The sequence below is a fragment of the Gilliamella sp. Bif1-4 genome, assembly GCF_001690535.1.
In the GTDB taxonomy this organism is placed as follows: domain Bacteria; phylum Pseudomonadota; class Gammaproteobacteria; order Enterobacterales; family Orbaceae; genus Gilliamella; species Gilliamella bombi.
Genome location: NZ_LZHC01000037.1, coordinates 1 through 13,069 on the forward strand (window position 1 = coordinate 1; position 13,069 = coordinate 13,069).

Consider the following 13,069-nt stretch of genomic DNA (forward strand, 5'->3'; position numbering starts at 1 on the left):
CAACCAACAACCAACAACCAACAACCAACAACCAACAACCAACAACCAACAACCAACAACCAACAACCAACAACCAACAAAACCTTTTGAACCACTTAATAAATTCATTTTACGAAAACCGTTACTTTTTAAGTTTTTAGCGCTTTTACTTCATTATCAAGCGTATCCAATTGGTACTTTATATTTTCTAAATTTAGTATCACGAATCTATTCTCAATATTCACTAAGAATTGTAAAAAATCAAACCTTGCAGGTAATACAATTAAATTTGAATGTTAAGCGCCATATTTTCAGAAGTCTAGTAGCATTATTAAGTTTAATGATGTCAAGTTACGTAATGGCCGTTTTATCGACTCAGACAAATCGTGTCATTAATGGTCATAAACCTTATTTTACATTGGATGGTGGTGTTACGGCGGTTAATGCTTCAAATGAATTGTTAAGCATTACATTATCAGATGGGCGAACTATTCTTGCTCTAGAAGATACTTCAAGTGCCGATGATCCAATAGTGTTACCCAGCAGTACGGATACCTTTAGTCACATTCAAAGTTTAATTCCACTTCCTTCAGCAGGGAACAAAAATTATCCATCAGTTACCCTTGATACTTTAATTTCAGATCCCTACTATTACTGGGCGGATAGTGATGATGATGGTAACGCTAAAGCGTCTGGCGAATTAAAAGTAAAGTGGCAAAATTATAAAAATGTTGATATTACTCAGCGGGTAAAGAATAACCTTGATACTATATTAGATCCTTGCGAAGCTCCCTATAAATTAACCCTGAGTTCGACTGATGTGCTTTTATCAACCGAATATGGTGTTCCTAGCGAAAGTCACTTAAAAGGAGATAGCCACTCGTATTATATTAAACCCAATGAAAATGTAGCTTCAGTTTGTTATGCACAACCCAATATTTGGATAGACTCTACTACAAGTAATCACTTTGCTGATTTAGATGGTCCAGATTGGAGGGCTGGAGAAGGCTTTATACCACAAGATATCAATAACCCTGTTAAGAACTTTCCGAGCACAGGCGCCAACGGATTGTTTTTTAAGATAAAAGTAGAAGGGATAACAGCACAACAAATTATTCAATTTAATGGCCAAACGGTGCAACCAGAGTCAGGTCAAGGTGTTATATTAAAACTTAGTGCTGAAGGAAATAAAAATAATGTTGTTAAAATCATATTAGAAGGCCCGGATCAATTTTCCAGAAATAGAACATTTGTTCCATCAGTGTTTAAGCTCTACGCAGATAACGATAAAAAACGTCTACTATATAGTTTTAAATTAGGTCGTTGGTATATCAATACTACGAAGGATAGAGATGAATTTACTCAACAAGAAGCAATTGATTTTTGCGGAGATTTAAGGTACAACTATCGACTTGCAGGGGTAAATGATTTAACCAATGCAAATTCGACGGAAGACTTGGGCGGTTGGACAAGTGGCCTACCAGGTCGTGATCGCACTTTTGATCATTACCGTCGACAGTTAAGTTATCATAACGGAAGGATGTGGATAGGAGGATTATTTAATGAATGGGGGGCGTTGTCTTACTATGTTAGTGGTTGGGGGGGGCGATATTGGACTATAAATTCTAAAAAAGGGAATAGATGGCGGAATAAGAAATACTACCATGTTATAGATTATAGTGGTCGAATGGAGTTTGACACACGCAATGACTCAAAAGTTGCTTGCGTTACACCTTAAAAAATGAATATATCCATTTAGGGGACTTGCTTAAATTTAATCAGACAAACATTGTTTACTCATTGGTCTTAACATAATTTATGCTAGATGAGTAGTTTTATTCTTTGATTAATGTTAACTTGGGCTTGATGATGTTTATTGGTTGATTCATTTCTAAATGCTTTTTTAGGGTATCAAACATAAACTGAAGCTGAGATTAAATAAAAATTATCACAATTTGATATGGCAGAATAAAAGCAAACTTAAAGCCTGTTGTAAGGCTTTTGAGTTTTTATGTTGTGGATGAATAGTTTTAGAAGTAGATTATAATCGTGTTTGCTTATCATTAAGTAAATAATAAGTTAGTTTATGAAGGATTAATTTCGTCAATAGTTTGCATTACTCTCGTAGTAATGAGTGGTTTAAGTATTCTATTTATAATTTGTATTTTGGGACGGTTATCCTCTTTTTTATCATCAAGGTATCCTTGCTCTCGTAACGATGTGACAAGTGTTGAGAATACGTTTTTGTCAAAAAATTCAGGCGCATTAATACCATGTAATAAAGATAATCGTTCAGCGATCAATCGACTTTCTTTTTCAAGCGAGGATCGACTAATGTTTGGATCTTTTTTTAACAGTGAAAAGGCAATAGCGTAACGTTGCAATGTATCTTTTGATGAAGATGCTATTAGCTGTAATATTGACATTTTTGTGTAATTTAATATCAATTTATCCTCTGAATTATTGATAAAATTTAACTCCTTAAACGTTATGATGATGTGGTTAATATATTCCACAAGTTGCACATCATGATGATAAAGAAATAGTTCTGACTTAATCAGAGGGAACAGCAATCTAATTTGATTTATCACTTCTTGGGGTGATATTTGATTATGCTTAACTAAAATTCTTGCAATAATTGCAGGTATAATTAATAAATGTTGAATATTATTACGATAATAAGTCATTAAAATGGCTTGATCATTTGTTAGGGCAACAACTTCACCTACTTCATCTGTTGTGATAACAAATTTCCCCATTTCTTTTGCGTGTTCAAATAGCGCTTCGGCAGATTGATCGGGAATTGTTATCAACGTTGAATAAGGAATATTTTTCAATAAAGTTAAAAAAATATCAATATGTTCAAGAAGTCTGGTTTTGGTCAGAGCGCGTTGGTCTGCAGCCAATAATATTGAACAACATAAGTTCATCGCATTAATTGCTACTGATGAATTGATATGCTCCATAATTTGTTTAGCAAGTAAGTTGGTTGTTGGTGTTAACCATTGCGGGCGTTGGGTTCCTGTCGGTTCGATAGCATCTCGCCATTCTGGAACGTGTTGGTTTAAAAATTGATTCAAAGGTATAGGTTGGCCAAAATTAACATAGCCAAACCCTAATTTTTTTAATTTGAAAAATGCTTTAATTGTGCGTCCTAAACTCTCTTTTTCTTTTTTTGCACCACGGAGTTCATTGGCATAAGTTGCAACTTCTAAAACATGTTCATAACCAATATAAACAGGAACAACAGTAATTGGTCGTGCATCACCACGCAATAATGTTTGGATTGTCATCATCAACATGCCTGTTTTAGGATCGAGTAACCGACCTGTGCGTGAGCGTCCACCTTCAATAAAATACTCAACAGAATAACCACGGATAAATAGTTCAGCCAGATATTCACGGAAAACGGCAGTATAAAGCTTATTTCCTCTAAATGAACGGCGAATAAAAAATGCACCTAATCGCCTAAAAATAGGACCTGCTGGCCAAAAGTTCAAATTAATGCCAGCAGCAATATGGGGAGGAACTAAACCTTGTCGATAAAGCACATAGGATAATAAAAGGTAATCCATATGACTACGATGACAAGGAGCATACACAATTTCGTGTCCGTTTTGCGCAAGCTCACGAACTGGATCTGCGTTTGTCACTTTAAGACCTTGATAGAGCCTATTCCATGCCCAAGTGAGCACAAAATCAGTTATTCTTAACATACGATAAGAAAAATTAGCGGCAATTTCGTTTAGCATTACTAAAGCATTTTTTTTCGCTTTATCAATATCAATATTTTTGCTTTTAGCCTCTTCTTGTATTGCTTCTGACAGTCCAGGATTATTTAATAATTTATTAAGCATTTCTTGGCGAATGGGTAGTTTGGGGCCGACAGAAGCTATCCTTTGCTTTGCAAAATGGATACGCGCAACGCGAGCCAATTTATGTGCTAACACTGAAAGATCTTGTTTATCGACATGAATATCTTTAAACGAAACAGTACGAGAAAAGCGTGTATAACAGTCTCTGCCTGATGTCATTATTTTTAATAATTTACTGGGTGCACCAAGTACTTGCAGTGAAAGTTTCTTTTCTCCTTCTTTATCAGGGCGGCGACCAAACATGACCGAAATAGGTAGCATCTGAATATCAAGATCATGATTTTGTTGATGTGCCGAAATATAGTCTCTTAAAATTTCAATCGCTTTATTTTTTTGTTGATTGGATGCAAAAATACCAGGTCCTTTATCAATATAGATATAAGCAGGAATAACTTTATTATTGATATCTATGCCAACTAATGGATCAGGTAAACTATATTGCAAGCAAAGAGATCGAACCACCATCAAATCGATTTGAGAGTTATAAGGAAGTACGTATAAAATTGGCTTGTTGGTATCAAGGTCTAATTCTGTTATTGGATCGGTAGGAATTGGCTTGCTTTTAACAAAAAGTTTCACCAAAATTTGGATTAGAAAAAAATAAACTTTAGTCCACCAAGAAAACATAAAAAAATAAACCTCATACGTTTTTATTAATTATCCATTTAACTAACTTAGACTCTGCACTTTCTAACCAAACTGAGAAATAAATGTTTAGATTAAAAATTTAAAGCAGTTTTGTTTTTAGTCTGCAAAAGCACTTAATACTTAGTGAAGTATATACTTCTTACTGCTTGACTGTTAGTAAATTTGCACAATCTTTAGTCCATGTAAGTAGCTGATAAAAACAACTTATATAACAATATTAAAGTCTAATATAAAGGTTTATTGATATCAACTAAATGGATCTCTCTGTTTTTTCTTCTTTAGCTAATTGATTAATAAAATAGTTTCAGTTGAATTAACTACGACTTTGGTATAATGCATCTAAAATATATCGTAATTGTTTAACATCTAATTGACCTGGTGCAGATGCATTTTTAGCAGCTCCAAAAGTCATTGCTGAACCAAATGTCGAACCAGAAATACGACTAACAGTTCCAAGCCCAGCCATAGACATGGTAATAATCGGCGTGGTTGAATGTTCTTTGTTCATTTCTGTGGTGGCAGCCAACAAAGTTAATACGTCATCCTCGGTGTTAGGCATAACAGCAATTTTGGGAATGTCTGCGCCAAGTTCTTGCATTTTTTTTAGTCGATAGACAATATCGCTCTTAGATGGCGTTTTTTCAAAATCATGATTTGATACCACAACAAATACCTGATGTTTGTGTGCGACATCGATAATATCTTTTACATAGTCATCACCAATAAACATCTCAACATCAATCAGATCGATAAGCCCACTACAAGCCATTTCTTTATTCAATTGGACATAAGATGTTAATGGCCATGGCTTAGCTCCACCTTCGTTTGCGGTTCTAAAAGTGAATAAAATAGGTTTATTTGGTAGTAAATCTGCTATTTTTTTAGCGACTAACTTTACAGTATTAAGATTATCAACGTGGATAAAGTGATCAACACGCCACTCTAAAACGTCAAAATCAATTGATTGTAAAAACTGTACTTCATCAATTAATTCTGCTTCAGTTTTACCGATAATTGGCACAATAATTTTGGGTGCGCCTGAACCGATTTCAAGTTTTTTGATGGTTAGTGTTTTCATTTTGTATCCTGTTAGCTAAAAATTCCGTTAATAGACCATAATTTTATCTGGTTTTAATTTTGTGTTAAATAAAACAGTAGAATGAGATTAAAATGAAGTCATTAGCGTAAAAATTATTTATTAATCATTAAAACCCATTTGTTCTTTCACATATTCAATAGGGGCATCTTCGCCTGTCCAAATTTTTATTTGAGCTGCACCTTGCCATAACATCATGCCAATACCATTTAATATTTTACAACCTTGTTGCTCAGCTATTTCAAGTAGTTTTGTTTTACGCGGACTATAAATACAATCTGTAACAACAAGATCGGGGGTTAACATTGTTGGATCTGTAATTAAGCTTTTTCCTTCTAATGGTTTCATTCCGACACCTGTTGCATTACAAAGTACGACGCTATCTGCAATTTCTTTGCGTAGTTGATCTTTATCGGCCAGATCGATAACGCGTACATAACATTGAGTATTTTGATTTAATTTTTTCGCAATAGCTTCTATTTTTGTATAGCACTCATCTTTTTGATTAAAGATAGTGATCTCTTTTACACCATCAAGAGCAGCTTGTACAACAATGGCTGTTGCAGCTCCTCCAGCACCTAGAATAGTTATTTTTTTGCCTATCACATCAATGTTAGCTTCTTTTAGCATGCGCATGTAGCCCATTCCATCTGTGTTATAGCCTGTTAAAACACCATTATCGTTTGAAATAGTATTACACGCACCACTCATTTCCACGGCAGGTGTTAACTTATCAAGGTATTGGCAGACTAGTTGCTTGTTGGGCATGGACACGGCACTGCCACGTAATCCTAATGCTCGAATTCCTTTAATTGCGTCAGGGAGTTTTTTCTGGTCAACTTCAAATGCTAAATAAACATAAGGCACCTTTAGTTTAGAATAAATGGTATTTTGCATTTGAGGGGATAAGCTATGGCGAATAGGGTAAGCCATTAAGCCAATCAATAAAAAATGCCCGTCGATATTATTTCTCATTAACAACTCTCCACAATAGCCCTACATTTTAGTTAAGGGTTCTATTTTTAGAATTTTTTATTAACACATTTTTAATTTTATATATATTTATATATAGATGAAAGAGTGAGTATACACTATCGATTGCACTTTCAACATCTATCGCCTAAAATAATAAGTTTTCTTCTTAAATAAGAATTTATTTTATGAATACAGTGCTTGATTTGTTTTCTTCAATCAATGCGGTTGTCGTTGCGGTAATTTGCATGTTAATTTTATCTCTTTGCCGTGTTCATGTCGTTATTAGCTTAATAATTGGCGCATTTGTTGGTGGACTATTTAGCCATTTATCGTTAAAAGAAACCATTGATGCATTTAATACAGGGATCAGCAATGGAGCCAATATTGCGCTTTCTTATGCTATGTTAGGTGCGTTTGCAGTGGCAATATCAAAATCTGGCTTACCCGAATTATTGGCTGATAAAGCTATTAAGCAACTTACATCAAGCGATGCAAAAAAACGTATCAAGTGGATTTTAATTGTTATTATTGGGTTAGTAAGTATTTCATCGCAAAATGTTATTCCTATTCATATTGCTTTTATTCCGCTTTTAATTCCACCACTTTTGTACGTAATGTCCCGTTTACAGCTTGATAGAAGAATGATTGCATGTATTATGACATTTGGATTAATTACGCCTTATATGTTTTTACCGGTAGGATTTGGGAATATCTTTTTAAATCAAATTTTATTAAAAAATATTACCGCATCAGGAATGGATGTTAGCCATGTAAATGTAATGCATGCAATGGCAATTCCTGCATTAGGCATGTTTGCTGGTCTATTATGGGCTATTTTTGTTAGTTATCGTAAGCCTAGAGAATATAAAATTATTCGTGGAGAGGCAAATCAAGAAGCTTTAAAAGATGTGAATAAGCGCTCTCTTATTGTTTCATTATTGGCGATTGTTCTATCTTTTACTGTTCAACTTTATACTGGTTCAATGATTTTAGGTGCCTTAATTGGTTTTATTTGCTTTATTGTATCGGGTTCGATTAAATGGGGCGAAGCTGATGGCGTTTTTACGGACGGCATCAAAATGATGGCTATGATTGGGTTTGTAATGATTTCAGCGCAAGGTTTTGCCGAAGTGTTAAAACAGACTAACGAAATAGAACCTTTAGTTAACAACAGTGCAGCATTATTTGCTGGTAATAAAGTGATTGCCGCTTTTGTGATGATGCTAATTGGTCTGGTTATTACATTAGGTATTGGATCTTCATTTTCGACAGTCCCTATCATTGCCGCAGTATATGTACCACTTTGTGTACAACTCGGTTTTTCACCAATTGCCACCGTATGCTTAATTGGTGCATCAGGTGCGATTGGTGATGCGGGATCGCCACCATCAGATACTATTTTAGCGACCTCTTCTGGGCTAAATAGTGATGGGCAACATGATCATATTCGTGATAGTGTTATTCCAACATTTACCCATTTTAATATTCCATTATTTATTGCTGGTTGGATTGGCTCGTTAATTTTATAAGTTAATCCAATTAAATGAATTAAGGTCGTTATTCATTATGAATAAAAAATCATCCCAAAATATTAGAGCTATTTGTGCGCAAGCTATTTTTAATGTGCTAGAAGAAGGACAGTCATTAAGCGCTACATTGACAACTTTAAACCACAAAATAGCCGATAAAGATAAGGCGTTAGTACAAGAAATCTGTTTTGGTGTTATGCGAGTATTACCAGAACTCAACTTTTATATTCATACCTTGATGAGTAAAGTGTTAACGGGTAAAAATAGAATTTTACATGACCTATTGTTAGTGGGTATTTACCAGATTCTCTATACCCGTATTCCTGCACATGCAGCAGTCGGTGAGACAGTTAATGCGGTCAATACTCTCAAAAAAACACAGCTTAAAGGGGTTGTAAATGGTGTATTGCGTGAGTTTTTGCGCCAACAAACATCATTACAACAACAATTTACACAAGACAGCAAGCAACAAAGCCAGCAGACATTACACCCAAGTTGGTTGTTAACACGCCTTAAGCAATCCTATCCAGAGCAGTGGCAAGCCATTGTTCATGCTAATAACCAAAGGCCACCAATGTGGTTGCGAGTTAATCTTAACCAATATTCAGTAAATGATTACCAACAATTACTTGCTGAACAACAAATTGAATCCGATAGCTTTCCAGAGTTACCTAGTGCTCTGCGATTATTGTCGCCTGTCAATGTAAATAAATTACCCTATTTTGATGAGGGTGCTGTCACGGTACAAGATCTGTCTGCTCAATATGCCGCTTATTTGTTAGCACCGCAAAATGGCGAGCTCATTTTGGATATATGCGCAGCACCTGGTGGTAAAACCACACATATTTTAGAAGTTGCTCCAAAAGCACAAGTTTTAGCGGTGGACATTGAGCCTAGCCGAGTGAAGCGCATTCACGAAAATTTAACTCGATTAAACTTACATGCCGAAGTTAAAGTTGGTGATGGATTAACCCCAGAACGATGGTGTGAAGGGCAACAATTTGATCGCATTTTACTTGATGCGCCTTGCTCAGCAACAGGTGTTATCCGCCGTCATCCAGATATAAAATGGTTACGCCGAGATAGTGATATTGCCCAATTAACTGAGCTACAACATGCAATCTTAACTAATATTTGGTCTTATTTAAAAACTGGTGGTACTTTAGTTTATGCCACTTGTTCAATTCTACCAGACGAAAATAAATTACAAATTGAGCGTTTTTTACAAGAAAACACCAGCGCCAAATTACAAGGTGAACTTAAACAATTTTTACCTACTGAAAATGGTGGTGATGGTTTCTTTTATGCGGTTTTAAAAAAGCATAGTTAATACAACATAAAATATGATGATTTATCAATTATTATAAATATCATATTGATTTTTTATTGGTTATATTTGTTTATGATTTCAACTAACTGTTGCCCATGTTGTTGTGCTTTTGTTTTTATTTTAGCTTGCACCTCTTCAACCTTTGGTGAAACACCATATAAAAGTATCGGTGGCAGATATTCCATTTGCGTATATAAGGTTGATACTTTGACGGGCTCTAATAAATTATCCATTAAATCGTTGTGATATTTTTTATAATTTTGTTCTTGTTGTCCTATGGTTAAACTTGGTAATAGTTTTTTACCTTTTAATTTATCGCCTTTGGAGCCATAAGCAAATTGGTAAGTAAATACTTCATCAAACCATATTTTTAATATTGCCGGCATGTTATACCAATACATTGGATATTGTAAAACGATAAGGTCATGTCTGAGTAATGCGGCTTGCTCCTCTTGTACATTGATTTGATAGTTTGGATAAAGCTTGTGAATATTGCGAATTTCAATATTCTCAACTTTATCTTGTAATGTTTCGATAATTGTTTTATTGGCGATAGACTGTTTAATGTTGGGGTGACCTAAAATAATTAATGTCATAATGATACCTTTTTTCCTTTTTGCTATTAAAATGATAGTTACTCTAATTAGTTTATTCGTAAATAAGCTTATAGCAATATCTATCAAACTTGATAGTTAGGTGAATTAATGCAAATAGATGAACAAAGACCATTAAAACGTTATAACAATAAAACTTATTATTGCCCTATTAGTTTGGCAATGGATTTAGTTGGTGGAAAATGGAAAGGGGTAATACTTTATTATTTGCTTTTTGGTGAAAAAAGATTCAGCGAATTGAAAACTATTATTCCTCATATTACCGATATGACATTAAGTATACAACTTAAAAAATTAGAGGAGGATGGGTTAATTACTCGACGCGTTTTTGGTGATAAACCCCCTTTAAAAGTTGTCTATAAATTAACGCCATTTGGCGAAAAATTAGGGCCTGTATTAGAGCAACTTTGTTTATGGGCGTTGAATATTTAAGATTGATATAAGCATCGCGGTGGAATGATTAAAGGTAACCCACGGTTTTATCTATTTTGTCAAAAAGTTTCAGGTAACTATGTGTTTAAGTATAAAAAACTAAAAAAATCACACAATCCTAACTTGGACAATCTTTAGTAGTTGTGATAAATTTTGGGCTTGTTTTATCTTATAAAGATGTTCAGATATGGCTTATACTCTCACCTACAATGATTTACCTGAAAATATCCAACATTGGCAAGGTTTACCGCTGTCATTAAATGGCTGTGAAGTGGTTCCTTTAGATTATAATGCAGGTAAAACAGGCTGGATTATTTATGGTAAAAAGTTAAATAAAACAGTCTTATCAAAATTCCAAGATCAACTTGCTATGCCAATGGTGATTGTTTCATCATGGAAAATCAAAACTTATCAGATTGTTCGTATTGCAGGGGTGATACCTAAAAAAGCTAAATCGATATCATTAGCATTAGGTATTGATGTTGCCCCAATCGATAATTTACCCACGCTACGCTCCCCGGGGTTACTTGTTATGGACATGGATTCGACAGCGATTGGCATTGAATGTATTGATGAACTGGCCAAATTGCATGGTGTAGGACAGCAAGTTGCAGCGGTAACTGAACAAGCAATGCGTGGCGAACTTGATTTTGTAACAAGTTTGCGTAAACGAGTAGCAACGTTAAAAGGTGCACATCAAGATCTTTTACAGCAAGTAAAAAATAATTTACCCCTTACACCCGGATTAACTTATTTAGTAAAAGAACTGCATAAAAAAAATTGGCATGTTGCTATTGCCTCAGGCGGTTTTACCTATTTTGCGGATCATTTAAAGCAAAAGTTAAAATTAGTTGACGTTTATGCTAATGAATTAGAAGTCAAACATGGAAAATTAACCGGTAAAGTTTCTGGTCAAATTGTTGATGCAAAATATAAAGCAAGGACATTACAACAACTAGCAGCATCGTTGGAAATTCCCATTGAACAAACTGTCGCAATTGGTGATGGAGCCAATGATTTGATGATGATTCGTATTGCTGGTCTAGGTGTTGCCTATCATGGTAAACCTAAAGTTGTCGAAAAAGCACGAATTAGTATTAATTATGCAGATTTAACAGGTTTATGGTGTATTTTATCCACTAGTTTATTAAGTGAAGGTTAGGAGATTAAATTGGCAAAAGCAGTAAAACGTGCTTATGTTTGTAATGATTGTGGAGCAGATTACCCACGTTGGCAAGGGCAATGTAGTTCATGCCATGCTTGGAACACCATTACCGAAGTTAGGCTTGCAAGTACCTCTTCACGTAACGACAGATTAACGGGTTATGCAGGTAGCGGGATTGGGCAAGCTAAAATTCAAAAATTGTCCGAAATCAGTTTAGAGGCACTGCCAAGGTTTTCAACTGGTTTTTCAGAATTTGATCGTGTGCTTGGTGGTGGTGTCGTACCGGGGAGTGCCATTCTCATAGGAGGGAATCCCGGAGCAGGTAAAAGTACGTTGTTACTGCAAACCATGAGTAAACTCTCATCACAAATGAATACACTTTATGTTACTGGTGAAGAATCCCTCCAACAAGTTGCGATGCGTGCCCATCGATTAGGGTTACCTGCGGATAATATCAATATGCTGTCCGAAACTAGCATTGAACAAATATGCTTACTTGCCGATCAGTCACAACCTAAACTAATGGTGATTGACTCTATCCAAGTGATGCACCTTACTGATATCCAATCTTCGCCTGGTAGTGTTGCACAGGTTCGAGAAACAGCTGCCTATTTAACTCGTTTTGCCAAAACAAAAGGCATTGCCATTATTATGGTTGGGCATGTTACTAAAGATGGCTCTCTTGCTGGCCCAAAAGTACTTGAGCACTGTATTGACTGTTCAATTTTATTGGATGGCGATGCCGACTCACGTTTTAGAACTCTACGCAGTCATAAAAACCGTTTTGGAGCAGTAAATGAGCTGGGTGTATTTGCTATGACCGAACAAGGTTTAAAAGAGGTTAGCAACCCATCAGCAATCTTTTTAAGCCGTGGAGATGAAATGCTACCAGGTAGTTCGGTAATGGTATTGTGGGAAGGTACTCGCCCATTACTGGTCGAAATCCAAGCGCTAGTCGATCACTCGATGTATGGTAATCCAAGACGTGTGACTGTAGGATTAGATCAAAATCGGCTTGCATTATTGCTTGCAGTATTGCATAGGCATGGGGGATTGCAAATGGCCGATCAAGATATTTTTGTTAATGTTGTTGGTGGTGTAAAAGTTACCGAAACAAGTGCGGATTTAGCATTGATTGCAGCACTTGTATCAAGTTTTCGCAATCGTCCGTTGCCACAAGATATCGTTATTTTTGGTGAAATTGGTCTTGGTGGCGAAATTCGACCAGTACCGAGCGGACAAGAACGTATCTCTGAAGCGGCTAAACATGGTTTTAAAAAAGCAATTGTACCTATTGCCAATATGCCAAAGAAAAAGCCCGAAAATATGCAGATTTTTGCAGTTAAAAAAGTGTCAGAAGCACTAGATATTTTAGGTGATTTTTAAAAACCAGATAAAAGAGTAATAATTAAAATTAATCCGCCAA

9 protein-coding genes and 1 pseudogene are annotated in these 13,069 nt (G+C 35.4%); 6 read left to right on the forward strand and 4 right to left on the reverse strand.

All coding sequences use genetic code 11. The features are described from left to right. Window positions 1–1,717 (forward strand): annotated as a pseudogene (locus tag A9G25_RS06325) (hypothetical protein); the annotation flags it as partial. Window positions 1,718–2,063: 346 nt separating this feature from the next. Here A9G25_RS06325 and plsB read toward each other — a convergent pair. The 3 genes from plsB to A9G25_RS06340 form a co-directional block, all read right to left on the reverse strand. Continuing rightward, window positions 2,064–4,481, reverse strand: coding sequence for a glycerol-3-phosphate 1-O-acyltransferase PlsB (gene plsB / locus A9G25_RS06330; protein ID WP_065626233.1), 2,418 nt, complete (start codon window positions 4,479–4,481; stop codon window positions 2,064–2,066). A 334-nt stretch (window positions 4,482–4,815) separates the two neighbouring features. Beyond that, window positions 4,816–5,580 (reverse strand): type I 3-dehydroquinate dehydratase, encoded by a 765-nt coding sequence (gene aroD / locus A9G25_RS06335; protein ID WP_065626234.1) that lies wholly within the window; start codon window positions 5,578–5,580, stop codon window positions 4,816–4,818. Window positions 5,581–5,700: 120 nt separating this feature from the next. Beyond that, window positions 5,701–6,573 carry a shikimate dehydrogenase gene (locus tag A9G25_RS06340; RefSeq protein WP_065626235.1) on the reverse strand — a complete coding sequence of 291 codons (873 nt, stop codon included), beginning with the start codon at window positions 6,571–6,573 and terminating at the stop codon, window positions 5,701–5,703. 185 nt (window positions 6,574–6,758) lie between these two features. On the opposite strand from A9G25_RS06340, the gene A9G25_RS06345 reads away from it, so the two are divergent. Further along, window positions 6,759–8,102 carry a Na+/H+ antiporter family protein gene (locus A9G25_RS06345; RefSeq protein ID WP_065626236.1) on the forward strand — a complete coding sequence of 448 codons (1,344 nt, stop codon included), beginning with the start codon at window positions 6,759–6,761 and terminating at the stop codon, window positions 8,100–8,102. A gap of 37 nt (window positions 8,103–8,139) precedes the next feature. Then, window positions 8,140–9,432: a 16S rRNA (cytosine(967)-C(5))-methyltransferase RsmB gene (rsmB, locus tag A9G25_RS06350; protein WP_065626237.1), complete on the forward strand. Its 1,293-nt coding sequence runs from the start codon at window positions 8,140–8,142 to the stop codon at window positions 9,430–9,432. Window positions 9,433–9,485: 53 nt separating this feature from the next. Here rsmB and A9G25_RS06355 read toward each other — a convergent pair whose 3' ends face one another. Next, window positions 9,486–10,028: an NAD(P)H-dependent oxidoreductase gene (locus A9G25_RS06355; RefSeq protein WP_065626238.1), complete on the reverse strand. Its 543-nt coding sequence runs from the start codon at window positions 10,026–10,028 to the stop codon at window positions 9,486–9,488. 108 nt (window positions 10,029–10,136) lie between these two features. Between A9G25_RS06355 and A9G25_RS06360 the strand changes: the two genes are divergently transcribed. The 3 genes from A9G25_RS06360 to radA all read left to right on the forward strand — a co-directional run bounded on the left by A9G25_RS06360 (window position 10,137) and on the right by radA (window position 13,029). Next, the gene (locus A9G25_RS06360) at window positions 10,137–10,478 is read left to right on the forward strand and encodes a winged helix-turn-helix transcriptional regulator (protein WP_065586612.1); all 342 of its coding nucleotides are present in this window, start codon (window positions 10,137–10,139) and stop codon (window positions 10,476–10,478) included. 187 nt (window positions 10,479–10,665) lie between these two features. Continuing rightward, window positions 10,666–11,640: a phosphoserine phosphatase gene (serB, locus tag A9G25_RS06365; protein ID WP_065626239.1), complete on the forward strand. Its 975-nt coding sequence runs from the start codon at window positions 10,666–10,668 to the stop codon at window positions 11,638–11,640. Between the two features lie 9 nt (window positions 11,641–11,649). Beyond that, on the forward strand, window positions 11,650–13,029 hold the full coding sequence (gene radA / locus A9G25_RS06370; protein ID WP_065626240.1) for a DNA repair protein RadA: 1,380 nt from the start codon (window positions 11,650–11,652) through the stop codon (window positions 13,027–13,029). Window positions 13,030–13,069: the final 40 nt, after the last annotated feature.

What these genes read in the sequence shown, in the direction of transcription:
- A9G25_RS06360 (WP_065586612.1), top strand. Translation starts at nt 10,137, where the DNA reads ATGCAAATAGATGAACAAAGACCATTAAAACGTTATAACAATAAAACT.
- rsmB (WP_065626237.1), top strand. Translation starts at nt 8,140, where the DNA reads ATGAATAAAAAATCATCCCAAAATATTAGAGCTATTTGTGCGCAAGCT.
- A9G25_RS06340 (WP_065626235.1), bottom strand. Translation starts at nt 6,573, where the DNA reads ATGAGAAATAATATCGACGGGCATTTTTTATTGATTGGCTTAATGGCT.
- serB (WP_065626239.1), top strand. Translation starts at nt 10,666, where the DNA reads ATGGCTTATACTCTCACCTACAATGATTTACCTGAAAATATCCAACAT.
- plsB (WP_065626233.1), bottom strand. Translation starts at nt 4,481, where the DNA reads ATGTTTTCTTGGTGGACTAAAGTTTATTTTTTTCTAATCCAAATTTTG.
- aroD (WP_065626234.1), bottom strand. Translation starts at nt 5,580, where the DNA reads ATGAAAACACTAACCATCAAAAAACTTGAAATCGGTTCAGGCGCACCC.
- A9G25_RS06355 (WP_065626238.1), bottom strand. Translation starts at nt 10,028, where the DNA reads ATGACATTAATTATTTTAGGTCACCCCAACATTAAACAGTCTATCGCC.
- A9G25_RS06345 (WP_065626236.1), top strand. Translation starts at nt 6,759, where the DNA reads ATGAATACAGTGCTTGATTTGTTTTCTTCAATCAATGCGGTTGTCGTT.